Source organism: Gordonia paraffinivorans NBRC 108238, assembly GCF_000344155.1.
GTDB classification, from domain to species: domain Bacteria; phylum Actinomycetota; class Actinomycetes; order Mycobacteriales; family Mycobacteriaceae; genus Gordonia; species Gordonia paraffinivorans.
In genome coordinates this window covers 41,598-62,253 of record NZ_BAOQ01000019.1, presented here as the reverse complement: position 1 = coordinate 62,253, position 20,656 = coordinate 41,598, and the positions used below count along the sequence as shown (strand labels likewise).

Below are 20,656 nucleotides of genomic sequence, written 5' to 3'. Positions count from 1 at the left end.
TCTGAGATTGCGGCATCTGGTCTCGCCATCCGGCACCAGTTGCCGCACCTGCCGTGTGGCCGCCGGTTTGGAGGCCCCCGACCAGCCGAGTAGCCTCGGATCTCGTGAGTTCTGACGTCGCATCCGAGGTCAAGCGCCGACGTACCTTCGCGATCATCTCCCATCCGGACGCCGGTAAGTCGACGATGACCGAGGCGTTGGCGTTGCATGCGCGCATGATCAGCGAGGCGGGTGCGATCCACGGCAAGGCCGGACGCAAGTCCACCGTCTCCGACTGGATGGAGATGGAGAAGGCCCGCGGCATCTCCGTCAGCTCGACCGCCCTGCAGTTCAACTACCTCGCCGAGCACAGCGAGCCGGGTGTCCCGAGCGTCATCAACCTCGTCGACACCCCCGGCCACGCCGACTTCTCCGAGGACACCTACCGTGTGCTGACCGCGGTCGACGCCGCGGTCATGCTCATCGACGCGGCGAAGGGCCTCGAGCCGCAGACGCTGAAACTGTTCCAGGTGTGTCGCCACCGCGGCATCCCGGTCATCACCGTCATCAACAAGTGGGACCGGCCCGGCCAGACGCCGCTCGAGCTGATCGACGAGATCACCGAACGCATCGGCCTGGTGCCGACGCCGCTGTTCTTCCCGGTGGGCATCGCCGGCGACTTCCGCGGCCTGCTCGACCGGCGGACCGGCGAGTACGTCCACTTCACCCGCACCGCGGGCGGCGCCAAGATCGCGCCCGAGGAGATCATGAGCGCCGACGCCGCGGCCGAGCGCGAGGGCGACGCGTGGACCGCGGCCGTGGAGGAGAGCGAATTGCTCTCCGAGATGGGCCAGGACCACGACCAGGAGCTGTTCCTCGCCGGGCAGACCTCGCCGATGATCTTCGCCTCGGCGATGCTGAACTTCGGCGTGCGCCAACTGCTCGAGACCCTCGTCGAACTGGCGCCGCCGCCCGGCCCGCGCACCGACGTCGAGGGCGGCGAGCGGCAGGTGACCGACCCGTTCTCGGCCGTCGTCTTCAAGGTGCAGGCCGGTATGGATGCCAGCCACCGGGATCGCCTGGCGTACATGCGGATCGTCTCCGGCGAGTTCGAGCGCGGCATGGTCGTCACCCACGCCCAGACCGGAAAGCCGTTCGCCACCAAGTACGCCCAGGCCGTGTTCGGGCGTGACCGCTCGACCGTCGACACCGCCTACCCCGGCGACGTCGTCGGCCTGGTCAACGCGACCGCACTCGCCCCCGGCGACACCCTGTACGACGGCCCGAAGGTCCAGTTCCCGCCGATCCCGTCCTTCGCGCCCGAGCACTTCTCGGCGCTGCGCGCGACGACGGCCGACAAGTACAAGCAGTTCCGCAAGGCGATGGATCAGCTCGACAGCGAGGGCGTCGTGCAGGTGCTGCGCAACGACACGCGCGGCGAGATGTCGCCGGTGCTCGCAGCCGTCGGCCCGATGCAGTTCGAGGTCATGACCGCGCGCATGAAGGCGGAGTTCAACGTCGACACCATCATCGAGCCGCTCGGGTACACGATCGCCCGCCGGACCGACGCGGAGAGCGCACCCGAACTCGACCGTCAGCGGGGCGTCGAGGTGTTCACCCGCACCGACGGCGCGATCCTGGCGCTGTTCAGCGACAAGTGGCGACTGCAGTACATCGAGAAAGAACATCCCGACCTGACGCTCGAGCCGCTCGTCGCGGCGGCGGACTGACCGTTGCACCGATGAGGCTTCCCAGCGTGTGCACCCGCGCCCTCGGCGTGCTGGCCTCGGTCTCGGCGGTGGCCGTCCTCGTCGGAGGGTGCGGCGCAGACGAGACCCCGAGCGCCGGGTCGTCGGCGACGACCACGACCCCGGCCTCGCGCCCCGTCGATCCGGAGGCGTGCGCACAGACCCCGCCCCAGGGTTCGGTCGACCGCAGCGGCCAGAACCTGAAGTTCTCGACCGGGAGCATCCGAATCGCGATCTCGCAGGCTCCCCCACCGCCCGGATCGCCGCCCGGGGCCACCACCTCGGCGACACCCAAGGCGACGGAATCCGGCGCGCCGGGACCAGATGCCGAACCCGAGTCGCGCTGCTACGAGTTCGAGCGCTGGGGCCCGCAGCAGCCCGACGTCCCTCCGGACTCACTCCTGTTCGTGTTCAAGGGCGCCGGGACCGACGGCGCCCAGATCGAGTTCGTCATCAGCGAACTCACCGGAGGGATCGTCCCGCCCGCGGGCGGCGGTCCCCGTCCGACGGCCGGCCCGCTGCTGCGGCCGATCAACGCGCAGATCGGTGTGTCGGTCGACGGCGTCTACCACCACTCGCCCGCCTGTCAGCTCGCGCTGACCGCGATGTCGGGCAAGCTCGCGGCCGGCTCGTTCACGTGTCCGGCGGCGACGCGGGTCGACGCGAATCCGTTCGCTCCCGACGACGACGTGCCCTTCGACGCGGACGAGTCGTCGGCGGCGCCGCAGCCGGATCCGGGGGCGACGGCCGACACCGTGCTCCTCGGCGGCTGGTTCGAGCTCAGGCCGTAGCGAGCGGACTACACCGACTCGCCGACGATACGCGCCACCAGCTTCGGGTCGACGTCGTCGACGGAGGCCGGATCGAACCTGGGGTTGCGATCTTTGTCGACCAACACCGCCCGCACGCCTTCGGCGAAGTCGTGCGTCTTCGTGATCTGTTCTGCCGCATGCAGTTCGCGGTCGAAGCACTCGTCGAGACCCGAGTGGGCGCCCGCGTCGAGCATCGCGGCGGTGACCCAGAGGCTCGTCGGCGAGGCCTTCTCGAGCAGTCCGACCATCTCCTGCGCCCACTCGTCGCCGACCGCGCCGCGGAGGCCGCCGATGATCGCGGCGACGTTGTCGTCGGCGAAGTACTCCCCGATCTTGCGCAGCGGCACGTCGCTGGTTTCCGACGTCCCCGACTTCGCCAGCGCGTCGACGAGGTCCTCGCCGGCGCGGATCGATCCGGCGACCGCGGGCAGATCGGCCGAGGACACGAAATGCGTTGCGAGACCGATGGCCACGGCGTCGATGCCGTGGATGCGGGCACCGGTGAGACCGAGCCACATGCCGACGCCGTCGGGCAGCCGGGGCAGGAAGTAGGTGGAGCCGATGTCCGGGAAGAAGCCGATCGCGGTCTCGGGCATCGCGATCATCGCCTTCTCGGTGACCACGCGGATCTCTCCGTGGACGCTGATGCCGAGGCCTCCGCCCATCGCGGCGCCGTCGATGAGGGCGACGTAGGGCTTGGGGTATTCGGCGATCAGCTGGTCGAGCCGGTACTCACTCCGGAAGTACCGGCTGATGGCGGCGGAGTCCCCGTTCAGCGCGTACTCGCGGATCGACTTGATATCGCCGCCCGCGCAGAAGGCGCGGTCGCTCACCGAGGTGACGAGGACCGTCTCGATCGAGTCGTCGTCGCCCCACTCGCCGAGAGTCCGGTACATCTCGTCGATCATGGTCTGGTCCAGCGCGTTCAGGGCCTTCGGCCGATCGAGGACGATCTCACCGACGCCGTTGCTCACCGAGGTGCGGATGAAGGACATGCCCTCAACCGTAGCGATGTCACCGGTGGAGGCGACGCGGTGGGGAAAACCGGCGGTGGGAGCGCGGGTCGGGAAGAACCCGGCCGGGAAGTACCCCGTCGAGAAAACCCGTTGGCGGGCCACGCGTGCCGCGCTACCGTGGAGTTGTCGTCGCCTTCGGCGGCTTCCCGACATGCGAGGAGTGATCTCACACGATGAACAGCTGAAGTGGCCCCGGCCGGCGTGATCTCGCCGGTGAATCCCGACCACTTCAGGAGTCCGTGTGTCTGCTTCCACCTCCCCTTTCCGCAACCCGTCGACCGCATCGTCGGTCTTGTTGTCCGATGTCTCGTTCGCCTGGCCGGACGGCACCGCCGTCTTCGACCACCTCGACCTCACGCTGAACGCGGGGACGTACTCGCTCATCGGCGCCAACGGCGCAGGCAAGTCTACGTTGCTGGCGCTGCTCGCGGGTCGCCTCGAACCGGCGTCGGGCAGCATCACCCTGTCCGCCGGTGCCGACGCCGAGGTGGGCCTGGTGACGCAGGACCCGCAGTCCGATCCGCGCGCGACGGTCGACGCCGCACTGGGCATCGCAGACGTCCGGTCGGCGCTTCGCCGCATCGAGAACGGATCGGTCGACCCCGACGACTTCGAGATCGTCGGCGACGAGTGGGACGTCGAAGAACGGGCCCTTGCCCTGCTGGCACAGATGGGCCTGCCGCCCGACCTCGACCGCGCCGTCGGCTCGATGTCCGGCGGCGAGGCGACGCTGCTGTCCATCGTGGCGGCCCTCATGCGGCGCCCGTCGCTGCTCCTGCTCGACGAGCCGACGAACAATCTCGACACCGACTCGCGTGCACGGCTTTTCGACGCCATCGAACACTTCGCCGGCACGGTCGTCGTGGTCAGTCACGACCTCGAGCTCCTCGAACGCGTGGATGCCACCCTGGAGCTGTACCGGGGCGAGGTGCGGGTGTTCGGCGGCCCCTACTCGCATTACCGCGAGGTCGTCGACGCCGAGCAGCAGGCCGCGGCGGCAGCGGTCGCCAACGCCGCCGGTGACCTGCGCAAACAGCGGCGCGAGCTCGTCGAGGCGCAGATCAAGCTCGATCGCCGCGCTCGAACCGCAGCCACCGCGGAACGCGAGAAACGGGTGCCGAGGATCATCGCGCACAAGCGCCGCAGCGAGGCCCAGGTGTCGGCGGGCAAGCTGCGGAACATGCACCGGACCGACGTCGACGAGGCGGCCACACGCCTCGACGCCGCGCGCGAGGAGGTCCGCGACGACCGCACCGCGCGGATCGTCGTCCCCGAGGTCGAGGTCGCCCCGCGCGCGCAGGTCGTCGTCGACGACCGGCTGCGCGTCGACGGGCCCGAGCGGATCGCGCTCACCGGCCCGAACGGAGCGGGCAAGTCCACGCTGATCGCCGACCTGATCGACCGCGAGCGGATCGTCGTGCCCTACGCGTTCGTGCCGCAGCAGATCGTCTTCGACGACCCGTCGGCGTCGATCGCCGGGCATGTCGCGGCACGCCATCCCGACATCTCCACCCAGGAGGTGCGGGCGCACCTGGCGCGGTTCCTGTTCCGCGGCAACCGCGCCGAACGCACGCTGGGCGAGCTGTCCGGGGGCGAGAAGCTGCGGGTCGCACTCGCCGACGCGCTCCTCGGCGACCCGACCCCGAAGCTGCTGATCCTCGACGAGCCGACCAACAACCTCGACCTCGACACGGTCACGCAGCTGGTCGGGGCATTGGAGAGTTGGCGGGGCGCCCTGGTGGTCGTGTCCCACGACGCGGGGTTCCTGGCGCGGATCGGGATCGAACGGCGGGTCGTGCTCACGCGGCAGGAGCGAGCCCGGTGAAGAACCTCCGGTTCTCCCCGGCCGGCAGATCCGGCCCGCAACCTGGCGATCCATAGGTTGTCCCTCACGGCCCCTGAGCCGCGGCCCCATTGAGCGCGCCGCCTCATCCGTGGTCGGATGAGTTGTTGCGCAACACATGAGGGGCGCGTGCCGCGCCGGACGCAGGAGGTCTGATGACCGCGATCGAGGTGACCGGTCGACGTCAGCAGCAGGCCTGGGCCGACAAGGTCCTCCCGCCGGTGGAGGAGGTCCGGCCCGGCCTGTGGTCCATCCCGGTCCCGATGGGCCCCAATCCGCTGCGCTACGTCCTCGTCTATGCGCTCGCGACGCCCGACGGCGGTCTCGCGCTCATCGACGTCGGCTGGCCGTCGGACGAGTCGTGGGATGCCCTCGTCGCGGGCATCCGCGGCACCGACCACGACATCACCGACGTACACACCGTCGCCGTCACCCACCTGCACCCCGACCACTTCGGGCTCGTCCCGCGCCTTCTGGAGCACACCGACGCCGAGCTGTGGATGCACCGCGACGACGCCCGCCATCTGCGGTACCACTCCGACGACGAGATCGAGCGGCAGCTCGACGCGGCGCGTGCCGAACTCCGCGACCTCGGAGCCCCGCCCGACGTCGCCGACCTCGGCTTCATCGACTTCGTGCGGCTGCCGGACGGTCGCACCATCGACCGCGAACTGACCGGCGACGCCCCGCTGGAGGTCGACGGCTGGAACCTGCGCGCGATCTGGACACCCGGCCACACGCCTGGTCATCTGTGCTTCGTCGACGACGACGCGGGCGTGATCTTCACCGGCGACCACCTCCTGCCGCGCATCAGCCCGAACGTGGGCACCAATCCGATGCAGAACGACTCTCCGCTCGCCGACTACCTGATCTCGCTGGCGAACACCGAGAAGATGCGCGACCACGAGGCCCTGCCGTCGCACGAGTATCGGTTTCGCGGACTCGGCGCACGCGTGACGGGCATGCTCGCCCACCATGAGGATCGGTTCGCCGAGATCACCGAGGCCGTCGTCGCCCGGCCCGGGTCGACGGCGTGGGAGATCACCCAGGCCGTCACCTGGTCGCGCCCGTTCGCCGACCTGAACCTCACCATGAAGCGTCTCGCCCTGCGCGAGACCGACGCTCATCTCCTGGTGCTCCGCGAGCGCGGCGTCCTCACCGCGACCGAACCCGGCCGCCTGTCCGACGAGGCGACCGAGCCGGGGCGCTGGTATCCGGCCCCGGTGCCCGAACACCGTGCCGCCGAACGCCCGGCCGCAGGCGGTCCTGCCCTTTCGACCTGACCCGCGAGACCATTCGCCGACGGTCCGCGGTGATCTGCGGATCGACGACCCCGCAACAAACAACCCGCAACAACAGGAGAGTGATCCATGAGCGCTGTGCTCACCGAGTTCGCCGACGGCGTCGCCGTCATCACCATCAACCGCCCCGAGGCCAAGAACGCGGTCAACCTGGAGGTGTCCGAGGGCATCGCCGCGGCGATCGACGAACTCGAGAGCCGCGACGACCTGACGATCGGCATCCTCACCGGGGCGGGCGGCACCTTCTGCGCCGGCATGGATCTCAAGGCCTTCGCACGCGGCGAGCAGGTGTCGCTGCCCGACCGCGGATTCGGCGGTCTCACCGAGGCCCCGCCGAGCAAGCCGCTGATCGCCGCGGTCGAGGGCTGGGCGCTCGCCGGCGGCTGCGAGCTCGCGCTGTCCGCCGACCTCGTCGTGGCGGCCGAGAACTCGAAGTTCGGCATCCCGGAGGTCAAGCGCGGCCTGGCCGCCGCGGCCGGAGGCCTGCTGCGCCTGCCGAAGATCCTCCCCTACCAGCTCGCGATGGAACTCGCCCTCACCGGCGATCCGCTGACCGCCGAGCGCGCACACCAGTTCGGACTGGTCAACCGGGTCACCGAGCCGGGCAAGGCCCTCGACGGCGCCCGCGAGCTCGCGGCCACCATCGCCGCCAACGGCCCGCTCGCGGTCAAGGCCACCAAGCAGGTGACGTCGATGGCGATCAACTACACCGACAAGGACCTCATCAAGAAGCAGTGGGAGTACCTGACACCGGTCTTCGCCTCGGAAGACGCGCAGGAAGGCGCCCGCGCCTTCGCCGAGAAGCGCGCGCCCCAGTGGAAGGGCCGCTGAGCAACACCGCCCCCGCCGCCCGACAGGCCGGCGGCGGGGTCGCTCCTCCCCGTGTGGGTGACTCACTAGAGTGACCGGTGTGGACCTGCACCTGGTGACCTACTTCGTCGCGGTCGTCGACCATGGTGGGATCACGAAGGCCGCACAGTCGCTCTACATCTCCCAGCCGTCGCTGTCCCAGGCCATCCGCACCCTGGAGAAGCGGCTGGGTGTCACCCTGTTCGATCGCGCCGGGCGTCGTCTCGAACTCACCGAGGCCGGACGCAGGTTCGACGATGCCGCCCGGCGCATCCTCGCCGACGTCGACCGCGCCAAGCAGAAGGTCGACGCGGTGCGGGAGCTGAAGGCGGGCCGGGTCGACGTGGTCACCTACTCCGCCTTCAGCATCGATCCGCTCGTCGACGTCGTCCGCCTCTTCCGCGAGCGGTTTCCGCGTCTCGCCGTGCGCGTCCTGGCCGCCGACGGACCCGCCGGGGTCCTCTCGGCCCTGCGCGCCGGCGACGCCGAGATCGGCGTCATGGATTCCTCCGCGGAGCACGCTACCTTCACCGCGATACCGATCACCGAGCAGGAGCTCGTCGTCGCCGCCGCTCGCGACCTGGTGCGCGATCTCCCGGACACCGTGCCGCGCAACGCCATTCGTTCGGTCCCACTCGTCATCGACCACAGCGACCAGAACACCGCCGCCCTGTTCGCCGATCTCGTCGACGACGAGGCCCGCAACGTCGTCGTCGACTGCGCGATGCCGGCCGCGGTCTGGAGCCTCGTCGAACACGGCACCGCGGCAACGGTTCTCCCGCGCACGGTGGCCTCGACGCAACTCGCGGGGGCCCGGCATCTGACCCTCGATCCCCCGTTGCGCCGGCCGTGGGATCTCGTGCTGCGGTCGGGTCTGCCCTCGCCGGCGGCGGTGGCCTTCATCGCCGCGGCACGAGCGCACGCCGGGATCGACTCCGCACCGGAACACCGGGATTGGTAGGGGATCGTGGAACTACGTCAGGTCGAGTACTTCCTCGCCGTCGTCGAGAACCAGGGAATCGGCGGTGCGGCAACGGCTCTCGGAGTCGCTCAGCCGACCGTCTCCCAGGCGCTGCGAGCGCTCGAGCGCGAACTCGGCGTGCAGCTGTTCCACCGGATCGGACGCGGGATGGTGCTGTCGGCCGCGGGCCGGACGATGGTCGGCCCGGCCCGGCAGATCCTCCGCGACGTCGACGCGGTCACCGACCTGCTCGCCGCGCACGAGGACGAACTCACCGGCCACCTGGAGCTGGTCGCCTCCCCCGCGACCGCCGTCGGCGAGGTGGTGGACCTCATCGCGCGGTTCCGGGCACTCTACCCGCGCGTGACGGTGCGTCTCGGCGAACTGCGCGACGAGACGCGTGCCGCGCAGACCATCGAAGACGGCAACTGCGAGTTCGCGGTCGCCCACCTGCCCATCGCCGGCGACGGACTCGAGGTCGTCGTGCTCGGCGAGAAGGAGTACGTGCTGGTCTATCCCGAGGACACCGAGGTGCCCGACGGCCCCATCCCGCTGGGCGACCTGCCCGACGTCCCCATGGTGTTCGTGCCGCGCGGCCATTCCGTCGGCGACGAACTCGAGGAGGCCATGCGCGTGGGCGGCCGACGCCCGCCCCTCGCCGTGCTCTCCGAGCACCGCGAGGAGCGACTTCCCATGGTGCAGGCCGGGATCGGGGGCACCCTGGTCGACCGGTCGATGGCCGAGGCGGTCGCCGACCGGGTCGTGGTCCGGGAAACCGAGCCTAGATTCGTCCGACCGTTCGCGATCGCCTTCGACCCGGCATCGCTGTCCCGGGCAGGTCAGGCGTTCGTGGAAGTCATTCGCGGACAGGCGAGACCAACCGCCGACTAGCGCACCCGGACGGCGCCGACGCCGCGTACGGAGGACTGGAACACCGGGCCCCACCGGCTCGTCGGCCGATGGGACCCGGTGAGTCTGTCAGGCGACGCGCTCGAACACCGCGGCGAGGCCCTGGCCGCCGCCGATGCACATCGTCTCGAGTCCGTAACGTCCCTCGCGGCGGTGCAGCTCGCGGGCGAGCGAGGCCAGCATGCGCCCGCCGGTGGCCCCGACCGGATGACCGAGCGAGATGCCCGAGCCGTTCACGTTGGTGCGGTCGAAGTCGCCGCCCTTGCCGAAGCGGCCGAAGCCCCACTCCCGGGTGACGGCGAGCGCCTGGGCCGCGAAGGCCTCGTTGAGTTCGATGAGGTCGATGTCGGCGAGCGTCAGCCCCGCCTTGGCCAGCGCCTTCTCGGTCGCCGGCACCGGGCCGATGCCCATGGTGCGCGGCGGGACCCCGGCCAGCCCCCACGAGACGAGCCGGACGAGCGGACGCAGCCCCAGGCTCTCGGCCACCTCGGAGGTGGTCACGATCGCCATCGACGCGGCGTCGTTCTGGCCGCTGGCGTTGCCCGCGGTGACCGTGGCCTCCGGGTCGGTCTTGCCCATGATCGGCTTGAGCTTCGCCAGCGACTCGAGCGAGATGTCCGGGCGCGGATGCTCGTCGGTGTCGATGATCTGATCGCCCTTACGGCTCGGAACGGTGACCGGGACGATCTCCTCGGCCAGCACTCCGTCCTTCTGTGCGCGGACCGCTCGCAGGTGCGATTCCAGGGCGAGCTCGTCCTGTTCCTCGCGGGAGATCTCGTACTCCTTGCGCAGGTTCTCGGCGGTCTCGATCATGCCGCCGGGCACCGGGTGGAACCGGCCGCCCGCGGTCGAGCGGGCACGGACCAGGCTGTCGTGCATGGTGACGCCGGTTCGCGCTGCGCCCCAGCGCATGTCGACGGAGTAGAACGAGGCGTTGCTCATCGACTCGGTGCCGCCGGCGACGACGAGGTCGTTGTCACCCGCCGACACCTGATAGGCGGCCTGGATGACCGCCTGCAGCCCCGAGCCGCAGCGGCGGTCGATGTGCATGCCGCCCACCGTGATCGGCAGTCCGGCGTCGAGCGCGACCACCCGGCCGATGGCCGGCGCCTCGCTGTTGCCGTTGCAGTGGCCGAGGATGACGTCCTCGATCTCCTCCGGGTCGATGCCCGTCCGCTCGATGAGACCCTTGAGTGCGGTGACGCCCAGGTCGACCGCGGTGAGGTCCTTGAACATCCCGCCGTAGCGCCCGATCGGGGTCCGGACCGGCTCGCAGATGACGACGTCTCGCATGGTTGACCTTTCGGAAGAGACTGTTCGGATGGGACGGCTGGGATCGCCGTTCACATGAAGCGGCCGCCCGTGACCTCGAGGACCGTGCCGGTCATGTACGAGGACATGTCCGAGGCCAGGAACAGCGCGACGCTCGCCACCTCGGCGGGTTCGCCCGCACGCTGCATCGGGATCTCCGACATCTTCTGGTCCCAGGCCTTCTGCGGCATGGCCTCGGTCATCGCCGAGCGGATGAGGCCGGGCTGGATGGCGTTCACGCGCACCCCGTGGTGTGCCATCTCCTTGGCCGCGGCCTTGGTCATGCCGACGATGCCGGCCTTGGCGGCCGAGTAGTTGGTCTGGCCCACCATGCCGACCTTGCCCGACAGCGACGAGATGTTGACGATCGCCCCGCGCTTGGCCTCGCGCATGATCGCCGCGGCCTTGCGGGTGCCGTTCCAGGTGCCCTTCAGGTGGACGGCGATGACCAGGTCGAAATCCTCCTCGGTCATCTTCCGCATGGTGGCGTCACGGGTGATGCCGGCATTGTTGACCATCACGTCCAGGGAGCCGAATCCCTCCACCGCCTCGGCGAGAAGCGCGTCGACCTCGTCGGCCTTCACGACGTCGCACCTGACCGCGCGGGCGACCTCGCGCCCGCCGAGCCCGTCGGCGGCCGCCTGCGCGGCGTCGAGGTCGAGGTCGCCCAGGACCACCCGGGCGCCCGCGTCGACGAAGGCGCGGGCGATCTCGAGTCCGATGCCCTGCGCGCCGCCGGTCACGACGGCGGTGCGTCCATCGAGCAGCGGCTGCGCGGCGGTGGAAGACATCTTCGGGTCCTTTCGGTGGACTTCACGCGGTGGACGTGGCGCTCTCGGTGGCGTCTCGCTCGGTGTCGCCTCGCGGACCGGCACGCCGTCGCTCGGCGGGTGCGCCCGCGGCGATGTCTGTAATCTAGCCCGCTCCGGCCGCATCTCGGGCCTGCCGTCTCATACGCAACGGCTATCGGAGCGATCCCGCTTTCGTATTGGACCGCCCACCGGCCCACGGGAAGAGTGGGACACCATGACCGGAGTGAACCAGCGAGCCGGCTCCCAGGTGAGCGACGAGGACTTCGCCGACATCCTGTCGGCGACCCGCGAATTCGTCCGAGGCGTCGTCGTGCCGCGCGAGCAGGAGATCCTCGACACCGACGCGATTCCCGACGACATCCGCCAGACCGCCAAGGACATGGGGCTTTTCGGCTACGCGATCCCGCAGGAGTGGGGCGGCCTCGGCCTGGACCTCGCGCAGGACGTCGAGCTGGCGATGGAACTCGGCTACACCTCGCTCGCGTTGCGCTCGATGTTCGGCACCAACAACGGCATCGCCGGTCAGGTGCTGGTGAACTTCGGGACCGACGAGCAGAAGTCGCGCTGGCTGGAGGAGATCGCTTCCGGCGAGGTGGTCGCGTCGTTCGCGTTGACCGAGCCCGGCGCGGGCTCCGACCCCGCAGGCCTGCGCACCAGGGCCGTGCGCGACGGTGACGACTGGGTCATCACCGGAGAGAAGCGGTTCATCACCAACGCCCCGCTGGCGAACCTGTTCGTAGTGTTCGCCCGGACCCGCCCGGCCGACGAGAGCGGCACCGGCATCGCGGTGTTCCTGGTGCCGGCGGACTCCCCCGGCCTCACCGTCGGCGCCAAGGACCGCAAGATGGGCCAGGAGGGCGCCTGGACCGCCGACGTCCACTTCGACGGTGTGCGCGTACCGGATTCGGCACTCGTCGGCGGCAGCGAGGATGTCGGTTACCAGGCGGCCATGCTGTCGCTGGCCCGCGGCCGCGTGCACATCGCCGCGCTGTCGGTCGGCACCGCCCAGCGTGCGCTCGACGAGTCCGTGGCGTGGGCGGCCACCGCCACCCAGGGCGGACGACCGATCGGCGAGTTCCAGCTGGTCCAGGCGATGCTCGCCGAGCAGCAGACCGGGGTGATGGCCGGCCGCGCGATGGTGCGCGACGCCGCCCGCGCCTGGGTGGAGAACACCGATCGCCGCACCGCGCCGTCGGCGGCGAAACTGTTCTGCACCGAGATGGTCGGCAAGGTGGCCGATCTGGCCGTCCAGATCCACGGCGGCAGCGGCTACATGCGGGAGGTCCCGGTGGAGCGGATCTACCGCGACGTCCGCCTGCTCCGGCTCTACGAGGGCACCAGCGAGATCCAGAAACTGATCATCGGGCGCAACCTGTTCAAGCAGGGACTGAAGAACGCGCAGCGCTGAGCAACCCGCGACGACACGGCCCGGCGTCGCGACGAGCGCGACCCTGGGCCATCGTGTCGTGCGATGTCAGCGCGGCGCCATCCGGATCGCGCCGTCGAGACGGATCGTCTCCCCGTTGAGGTAGGTGTTCTCCAGGATGTCGGCGGCCAACCGGCCGAACTCCTCCGGCCGTCCCAGCCGCGACGGGTTGGGAATGCTGGCCGCCAGCGAGTCGCGCACGTCCTCACGCAGGCGCGCGAGCAGCGGCGTGTCCATGGTGCCCGGCGCGATGGTGTTGACCCGGATCAGCTTGCTCGCCAGGTCGCGCGCGGCCACGATCGTCATGCCGACGATGCCGGCCTTGGACGCCGCGTAGTTGATCTGCCCGATCTGCCCCTCGAAGGCGGCGACCGAGGCGGTCATGACGATCGCGCCCCGCTCGCCGTCGATCGGCTCCTGACGGGCTATGCGCTCGGCGCCCAGCGACAGCGCCAGGAACGACCCGACCAGGTTGAGGTTGATGACGAACTCGAAGTCCTCCACCGAGCCGGCCTTGCCGTCCTTGTCGAGGATGCGCATCCGCCGGCCCGCTCCGGCGCAGTGCACCAGACCGCGCAGGCCGCCGCGCTCGTCGGCGACGTCGAGTGCCGCGGCGAACTGTTCGGCATCGGTGATGTCGGCCGCGGCGAACACCGCCGCCGGGCCGAGTTTCTCGGCGACCGCCGCGCCGTCGGACGTCGGCAGGTCGATCAGGGTGACCAGGCCGCCGGAGTCGACGACGCGCTCGGCGGTGGCGAGGCCGAGACCGGACGCGCCGCCGGTGATCGCGACGGACTTGCCCTTGAGCTCCATCGGGTTGTCGTCCCTTTCGGTCGTGGGTGGAATCCGGATCAGACGAGTTCGAGGATGGTGGTGTTGGCCATGCCGCCGGCCTCGCACATCGACTGCAGTCCGTAGCGGATCCCGTTGTCGCGCATGTGATGAACGAGCCGGGTCATGAGGATCGCTCCCGACCCGCCGAGCGGGTGGCCGACGGCGATCGCGCCGCCGAGCGGATTGAGGCGATCGAGATCGGCGCCGGTCTCCGCCTGCCACGCCAGCGGCACCGGCGCGAAGGCCTCGTTGATCTCGAAGGCGCCGATGTCGTCGATCGACAGGCCGGAACGCTTGAGCGCCTTCGCAGTCGACGGGATCGGGCCGGTCAGCATGATCACCGGGTCGTCGGCGGCGACCACGGCGGTGTGGATGCGGGCGATGGGCGACAACCCGTGCGACCTCGCGATCTCCGAGGTCGTGATGAGCAGCGCCCCCGACCCGTCGGAGATCTGCGACGAGTTGCCCGCGTGGATGACGCCGTCCTCGGCGAACGCGGGCTTGAGATTGGCCATCGTCTCGAGGGTGCCGCCACGCCGGATCCCCTCGTCGCCTTCGAGGACGCCGGGGATCGGGGCAAGCTGGCCGTCGAAGGCGCCGCGATCGGTGGCCGCTGCCGCGAGTTCGTGCGAGCGCAGGGAGTACTCGTCGAGGCGGGTGCGGTCGAAGCCCCACTTCTTGGCGATCTCCTCGGCGCCGAGGCCCTGGCTGAAGCGGTCGACGCCGTATCGGTCGAGGACGGTCGCCGGCTGATGCTCGCCGTTGGGGGCCGCGCTGCCCATCGGCACCCGGCTCATCGACTCCACGCCGCCGGCGATCACGATGTCCTGCTGGCCCGAGATGACCGCCGCGGCAGCCATGCTCACCGCCTGCTGGCTCGACCCGCACGCCCGCGTGACCGTGGTGCCGGGCACCGACTCCGGCCAGCCCGCGGCGAGGATCGCCGTGCGGGCGATGTTGCCGGCCTGCTCGGAGGTCTGGCTCACGCATCCCCAGACGACGTCGTCGACGACAGCGGGATCGATCCCGGTGCGCTCGACGAGTGCCTCGAGGACGTGGGCGGACAGGTCGGCCGGATGGATTCCGGACAGGGCTCCGCGGCGGCGTCCGATCGGGGCGCGCACCGCGTCGACGATCACTGCATCGCGCATGGGATCTCCTCGAGTGATGGGTTCGGATGGCTCGGGTACGTACGCCGCCGTGGCGTGGAACACACTGCGGCCCATCCGAGCCGACCACGCGCGAGCGGCGGCGGACAAGTCGATTCCCGCTCACGGACGATGAGGCGTTGCCTATGGCTCGCCGGCGGCACGTCCGGGCAGCAATTTCGCGTCGGCTGCGGAACGGGCCGGCGATCATTGGCAGGTGCTATCGCACCGTTAGCCCATCGCGTCTTCTTCGCCCGGCGGGCGGCGGGCATGCTGGGGATGTTGCGTTCCGCCGGTGCCGCCGCGCCGATTCATGCAGGGGAGAGAACCGAGCACCATGACCCGTCTCGCGCAGACCCCGGGCCTCACCGACGTCCAACAGGAGATCGTCGCCAACGTCCGGTCGTTCGTCGACAAGCAGATCATCCCGAACGCGCAGGAGCTCGAGCACGCCGACGAATATCCGCAGGAGATCGTCGACGACATGCGGAAGATGGGGCTGTTCGGGCTGATGATCCCCGAGGAGTACGGCGGCCTCGGGGAGTCGCTGCTCACCTACGCGCTCTGCGTGGAGGAACTCGCCCGCGGATGGATGAGCATCTCCGGCGTCATCAACACCCACTTCATCGTCGCCTACATGCTGCGCCGGCACGGCACCGGCGAGCAGAAACAGCGATTCCTCCCCCGGATGGCCACCGGCGAGGTGCGCGGCGCGTTCTCGATGTCCGAGCCCGAGCTGGGCTCGGACGTGGCGGCGATCAAGACGACCGCCAGGCGCGACGGCGACACCGGCTACGTCATCACCGGGCAGAAGATGTGGCTGACCAACGGCGCCTCGTCGACCCTGGTCGCAGCCCTGGTCCGCACCGAGGAGGGCGCGGACAAGCCGCACCGCAACCTCACCACCTTCCTCGTCGAGAAGCCGGCGGGCTTCGGCGAGGTGCTGCCCGGCGTCACGATCCCGCGCAAGCTGGAGAAGCTGGGCTACATGGGAATCGACACCACCGAGCTCGTCTTCGACGATTACCGCGCGTCGGCCGACGACATCCTCGGCGGCGTGCCGGGCAAGGGATTCGGACACATGATGGACGGCATCGAGGTCGGCCGCGTCAACGTCTCGGCCCGCGCATGCGGTGTCGCACAGCGCGCCTTCGAACTGGCGATCCGCTACGCGCAGCAGCGTTCCACCTTCGGCAAGCCGATCGCCGAGCACCAGGCCATCGCGTTCTCGCTGGCGGAGATGGCGACCAAGGTGGAGGCCGCGCACCTGATGATGGTCAACGCCGCGCGGCTCAAGGACTCCGGCGAGCGCAACGACGTCGCCGCCGGGATGGCGAAGTACCTGTGCAGCGAGTACTGCGCCGAGGTGACCCAGGCGAGCTTCCGCATCCACGGCGGCTACGGCTACTCCAAGGAGTTCGAGATCGAGCGCCTGATGCGCGACGCCCCGTTCCTGCTCATCGGCGAGGGCACCAGCGAGATCCAGAAGCAGATCATCTCCAAGGGCCTGCTGCGCGAGTACCGCGAGCACTGAATTCCCGACCTCGACTCGCAAGGCACACAACCCGTTAGGACATCTCCATGCAGCGTCGCATCTTCACCGAGGACCACGAGGCCTTCCGCCGGACGATCCGGGACTTCATCGCCAAGGAGGTCGTGCCGGTCTATCACGACTGGGAGAAGCAGGGTCACCCGCCGCGCGAGTTCTACAACCGCCTCGGCGAACTCGGCGTCCTCGGCATCGAGGCGCCCGAGGAGTTCGGCGGCGGCGGGGTCAAGGACTTCACCTACTCGATGGTGATCGCCGAGGAGACCTCCGCCGCGGGCGTCACGTTCGGCAGCTACTCGGTGCACTCCAACCTGATCCTGCCCTACCTGATGGAGTACGCGACGCAGGAGCAGAAGGAGCGCTGGCTGCCCGGATTCTGTTCCGGCGAGCTGATGTTCGCGATCGCGATGACCGAGCCCGGCACCGGGTCGGACCTCGCCAACATCTCGACGACCGCCAGGCTGTCCGAGGACGGCTCGCACTACGTCCTCGACGGCGCCAAGACCTTCATCACCGGCGGAGCGCTCGCCGACCGCGTCCTCGTGGTCGCGCGCACCTCCCCGTTCGATCCGGCGAATCGTCGTGCGGGCCTGTCCATCCTGGTCGTCGACACCTCGTCGGAGGGATTCTCGGTCGGCCGGAGGCTGGAGAAGATCGGGCTCAAGGCCTCCGACACCGCCGAGCTGTCGTTCGACTCGGTGAAGGTGCCCGTCTCCGACCGGCTGGGCGAGGAGGGCGCCGGTTTCACCTACCTGACCCACAACCTCGCGCAGGAGCGTCTCACCATCGCCATCGGGGCGTCGGCCACCGCCGCCGCGGCCGTCAAGCACGCGATCGACTACACGAAGGAGCGCGACGTCTTCGGCCGGCCGGTCGCGTCGTTCCAGAACACCAAGTTCGTGCTCGCGGAGTGCTCGGCCGAGGTGGAGGCCATCCGCGCCATCGTCGACCGCGCCCTCGAGCTCCACAACGCCGGTGAGCTGACGGTCCCCGACGCCGCCCGCGCCAAGTTGTTCGCCACCGAGACCGCCGGGCGCGTCATCGACAAGTGCCTGCAGCTGCACGGCGGCTACGGCTACGTGCTGGAGTACCCGATCGCCCGGCTCTACGCCGACACCCGCGTCACCCGCATCTACGGCGGCACCAGCGAGGTCATGAAGACGATCATCGCCAAGGATCTGGGGCTCTGACGGCTCCTCGTCGTCGATCTCGTCGCGTGGCGTCCCGGTCTGCGGGACAAGGCGCGACGTGATCGGCAGCGTGTCACGTTCCCCGTAACGCCGGGCCCGCAGATCGCGACATCCGTCCCGAAGGCTGCACTCGTGACGCGCCCTGAGCGCCACGAGAGGCGTGCCTTAAGATTTCCTGAGCGATCAGCGAGAAGGTGCGGAGAACAACTTGGTGCGGGAGTATCGGCGCGGCTGGCGCCTGCTGGTGACGGTCCTGTTGAGCGCGTTCGTGACGACGCTGGTCATGACGACGGCATCCCCCGCACAGGCCGCGCCCGTGCGCTACACCGGCGGCCCGTACATCGCGATGGGCGACTCGCGCGCCTCCGGCGCCTTCTACAGCCTGAACCCCGCGTACTTCAACGGATGCAAGCGCTCGACGCTGAACTACCCGCGGTACGTGGCGATGATGACGCTGCCGCGCCACTTCGTCGACACCTCGTGCTCGGGTGCGCAGTCGGTCCACCTCTACCGGCAGCCCCAGCACACACCGGGCGGGACCAAGCCCATCCAACTGAACTCCGTCCCGCGGGACGCGCAGCTGATCACCGTCAGCATCGGCGGCAACGACATGCAGTGGATGGCGGTCCTCAACCAGTGCAAGATCAGCCGGCCGTTCACCGACCGAGGCTGCCGGCACAGCGCACGCCTGGAGAACGAGGTCAGGACGCGCATCCAGCGGATGGAGGACCGCGTCACCCCCGCCTTGAGCGCCATCCGCAAGAAGGCCCCCCGGGCGCAGATCATCGTGGTCGGTCTCGGCGGATTCATCGGCAACAACGGCTGCTGGCCGCTCGTCCCGCTCAGCGACCCCGACGCCCGGTGGATGCGTCAGGTCTTCAACCGCGCCAACGACGCGCTGGCGCGGGCCACGCGCAAGGTCGAGGGCACGTTCGTCGACGCCAATCGCGGCTCGGCCGGCCATGACGCCTGCAACGTGGTCAACCCGTGGTACGAGAGCGCGCTCTCGAAGAAGATCGCGCTTCCCTACCACGTCAACCAGGCGGGCTCCCTCGCGATCGCCATGATGGTCAACAACGCGATCCGCCGGTAGCCCTGCCACGACGATCCGCCGGAGCCCGGGCCGCGACCGGTCACTAACCTGGTCGGCGTGGCTCATCTTCTCGGCGCGGAAAACCTCGGACTCGAATACCCGACGACCAAGGTCTTCGACTCGGTGTCCCTCGGCGTCAACGAGGGCGACCGCATCGGCATCGTCGGCCGCAACGGCGACGGCAAGTCGAGCCTCCTGGCCATGCTCGCCGGCCGCAGACAGCCCGACTCCGGCCGGGTGACCGTGCGCGGCGGCGTCCGCATCGGCGTCCTCGACCAGGTCGACCGCTTCGACGACGACGAGACCGTCGGGCACGCCGTCGTCGGCGACCGCCCCGAACACGAGTGGGCCGGCGACCCGAAGGTGCGCGACGTCATCGGCGGACTCCTGCGCGACGTGGACTGGGAGGCGAAGGCCGGGTCGTTGTCGGGCGGTCAGCGGCGCCGCGTGTCGCTCGCGCGGCTCCTGGCCGGCGAACACGACGTCCTCGCCCTCGACGAGCCGACCAACCATCTCGACGTCGAGGCCATCACCTGGCTCGCCGAACACCTCAAGCGACGCTGGCCGGCCAACCAGGGCGGCCTGCTGGTCGTCACCCACGACCGCTGGTTCCTCGACGAGGTGTGCACCATGACGTGGGAGGTCCACGACCGGATCGTCGAGCCCTTCGAGGGCGGGTACGCCGCCTACATCCTGCAGCGCGTCGAACGCGACCGGCAGGCGGCCGCCACCGAGGCCCGCCGCCAGAACCTGGCCCGCAAGGAGCTGGCGTGGCTGCGTCGGGGCGCCCCCGCCCGCACGTCCAAGCCCAAGTTCCGGGTGGAGGCCGCCAACGCGCTCATCGCCGACGTCCCACCCGTCCGCGACAAGGTGGCCCTGCAATCGCTGGCCATCTCGCGTCTGGGCAAGGACGTCGTCGACCTCCTGGACGTCTCGGTCTCCTACGGCGACCGCGAGGTCGTCTCCGGCATCGAGTGGCGCCTCGGCCCCGGCGAGCGCACCGGCATCCTGGGTGTCAACGGCGCGGGCAAGTCGACACTGCTCGGCCTGATCGCGGGCACGGTCGAACCGACCGGCGGAACCGTCAAGCGCGGCAAGACCGTCAAGGTCGCCACCCTGACGCAGCGGCTCGACGATCTCGAGAAGTACCTCGACGACCCGGTGCGCGTGGTGATCTCCAACCTCAAGGCCACCTACTCCTTCGGATCCGGCTCGAAGGCACAGGAACTCACGCCGTCGCAGCTTCTCGAACGGCTCGGCTTCGACACCGCCCAGTTGTCGACGCCGGTCCGCGACCTGTCCGGCGGCCAGAAGCGGCGCCTCCAGCTGCTGCTCATCCTCCTCGACCAGCCGAACGTGCTGATCCTCGACGAGCCGACCAACGACCTCGACACCGACATGCTCGCCGCCCTCGAGGATCTCCTCGACTCGTGGCCGGGCACCCTGATCGTTGTCTCCCACGATCGCTACTTCCTCGAGCGCGTCACCGACCAGCAGTACGCGGTGCTCGACGGCAAGCTGCGTCACCTGCCCGGCGGCGTCGACGAGTTCCTGAAACTCCGTGCGGCCCAGGAGAAGGCGGAGTCCTCGCCGAGGTCGGGCCCGATGTCGCCGGACGCCCCGGCCGACAAGAGCGGCGGCGGTTCGTCCCTCAGCGGCGCCGAACTGCGTGCGGCGAGCAAGGAGCTGGCGTCGTTGGAACGACGGATCGACAAGCTGCACACCAAGATCGACGACGCCCGTACCGCCCTCGCCGACCACGACCAGTCCGACTATCAGGGTCTGGCCGCCGAGACCGAGCGCATCCGCGAGATGGAGGCCGAACTCGCCGACCTCGAGGAGCGGTGGATGGAGCTGGGCGAAGCACTGGAGTGA

Annotated in this window: 17 protein-coding genes; 12 read left to right on the top strand and 5 right to left on the bottom strand. The window is 69.8% G+C overall.

Annotated features, from left to right (window positions below; translation table 11 throughout):
* The first annotated feature begins 104 nt into the window (after positions 1–104).
* Positions 105–1,709, top strand: coding sequence for a peptide chain release factor 3 (locus GP2_RS10415; RefSeq protein WP_006900470.1), 1,605 nt, complete (start codon positions 105–107; stop codon positions 1,707–1,709).
* An 11-nt stretch (positions 1,710–1,720) separates the two neighbouring features.
* Positions 1,721–2,518 (top strand): hypothetical protein, encoded by a 798-nt coding sequence (locus GP2_RS10410; RefSeq protein WP_174320718.1) that lies wholly within the window; start codon positions 1,721–1,723, stop codon positions 2,516–2,518.
* 8 nt (positions 2,519–2,526) lie between these two features.
* On the opposite strand, the gene GP2_RS10405 is transcribed toward GP2_RS10410, so the two are convergent.
* A complete protein-coding gene (locus GP2_RS10405) occupies positions 2,527–3,534 on the bottom strand; it encodes an enoyl-CoA hydratase/isomerase family protein (protein ID WP_006900468.1) in 1,008 nt (335 codons plus the stop codon).
* 262 nt (positions 3,535–3,796) lie between these two features.
* Here GP2_RS10405 and GP2_RS10400 point away from each other — a divergent pair, with 262 nt between their 5' ends.
* From GP2_RS10400 to GP2_RS10380, 5 genes are all read left to right on the top strand, one after another.
* Positions 3,797–5,380, top strand: coding sequence for an ABC-F family ATP-binding cassette domain-containing protein (locus GP2_RS10400; RefSeq protein ID WP_006900467.1), 1,584 nt, complete (start codon positions 3,797–3,799; stop codon positions 5,378–5,380).
* Positions 5,381–5,553: 173 nt separating this feature from the next.
* Positions 5,554–6,681: an MBL fold metallo-hydrolase gene (locus tag GP2_RS10395; protein WP_006900466.1), complete on the top strand. Its 1,128-nt coding sequence runs from the start codon at positions 5,554–5,556 to the stop codon at positions 6,679–6,681.
* A gap of 87 nt (positions 6,682–6,768) precedes the next feature.
* Positions 6,769–7,530 (top strand): crotonase/enoyl-CoA hydratase family protein, encoded by a 762-nt coding sequence (locus tag GP2_RS10390; protein WP_006900465.1) that lies wholly within the window; start codon positions 6,769–6,771, stop codon positions 7,528–7,530.
* A 79-nt stretch (positions 7,531–7,609) separates the two neighbouring features.
* On the top strand, positions 7,610–8,509 hold the full coding sequence (locus GP2_RS10385; protein WP_040526747.1) for a LysR family transcriptional regulator: 900 nt from the start codon (positions 7,610–7,612) through the stop codon (positions 8,507–8,509).
* A gap of 6 nt (positions 8,510–8,515) precedes the next feature.
* The gene (locus tag GP2_RS10380) at positions 8,516–9,400 is read left to right on the top strand and encodes a LysR family transcriptional regulator (protein WP_006900463.1); all 885 of its coding nucleotides are present in this window, start codon (positions 8,516–8,518) and stop codon (positions 9,398–9,400) included.
* An 87-nt stretch (positions 9,401–9,487) separates the two neighbouring features.
* On the opposite strand, the gene GP2_RS10375 is transcribed toward GP2_RS10380, so the two are convergent.
* Complete coding sequence (locus tag GP2_RS10375) at positions 9,488–10,711, bottom strand: acetyl-CoA C-acetyltransferase (RefSeq protein ID WP_006900462.1); 1,224 nt, start codon at positions 10,709–10,711, stop codon at positions 9,488–9,490.
* A gap of 50 nt (positions 10,712–10,761) precedes the next feature.
* Positions 10,762–11,520 carry a 3-oxoacyl-ACP reductase FabG gene (gene fabG, locus GP2_RS10370; RefSeq protein WP_006900461.1) on the bottom strand — a complete coding sequence of 253 codons (759 nt, stop codon included), beginning with the start codon at positions 11,518–11,520 and terminating at the stop codon, positions 10,762–10,764.
* A 235-nt stretch (positions 11,521–11,755) separates the two neighbouring features.
* On the opposite strand from fabG, the gene GP2_RS10365 reads away from it, so the two are divergent.
* A complete protein-coding gene (locus GP2_RS10365; RefSeq protein WP_006900460.1) occupies positions 11,756–12,949 on the top strand; it encodes an acyl-CoA dehydrogenase family protein in 1,194 nt (397 codons plus the stop codon).
* Positions 12,950–13,015: 66 nt separating this feature from the next.
* On the opposite strand, the gene GP2_RS10360 is transcribed toward GP2_RS10365, so the two are convergent.
* Both GP2_RS10360 and GP2_RS10355 read right to left on the bottom strand, forming a co-directional pair.
* Positions 13,016–13,780: an SDR family NAD(P)-dependent oxidoreductase gene (locus GP2_RS10360; protein ID WP_006900459.1), complete on the bottom strand. Its 765-nt coding sequence runs from the start codon at positions 13,778–13,780 to the stop codon at positions 13,016–13,018.
* A 38-nt stretch (positions 13,781–13,818) separates the two neighbouring features.
* A complete protein-coding gene (locus tag GP2_RS10355; protein WP_006900458.1) occupies positions 13,819–14,952 on the bottom strand; it encodes a thiolase family protein in 1,134 nt (377 codons plus the stop codon).
* Between the two features lie 334 nt (positions 14,953–15,286).
* Here GP2_RS10355 and GP2_RS10350 point away from each other — a divergent pair, with 334 nt between their 5' ends.
* From GP2_RS10350 to GP2_RS10335, 4 genes are all read left to right on the top strand, one after another.
* The gene (locus GP2_RS10350) at positions 15,287–16,483 is read left to right on the top strand and encodes an acyl-CoA dehydrogenase family protein (RefSeq protein ID WP_006900457.1); all 1,197 of its coding nucleotides are present in this window, start codon (positions 15,287–15,289) and stop codon (positions 16,481–16,483) included.
* 47 nt (positions 16,484–16,530) lie between these two features.
* Entirely contained in the window at positions 16,531–17,688 is a 1,158-nt protein-coding gene (locus GP2_RS10345; protein ID WP_006900456.1) for an acyl-CoA dehydrogenase family protein, read from the top strand.
* A gap of 208 nt (positions 17,689–17,896) precedes the next feature.
* Entirely contained in the window at positions 17,897–18,781 is an 885-nt protein-coding gene (locus GP2_RS10340; protein ID WP_006900455.1) for an SGNH/GDSL hydrolase family protein, read from the top strand.
* Positions 18,782–18,838: 57 nt separating this feature from the next.
* Positions 18,839–20,656: an ABC-F family ATP-binding cassette domain-containing protein gene (locus GP2_RS10335; RefSeq protein ID WP_006900454.1), complete on the top strand. Its 1,818-nt coding sequence runs from the start codon at positions 18,839–18,841 to the stop codon at positions 20,654–20,656.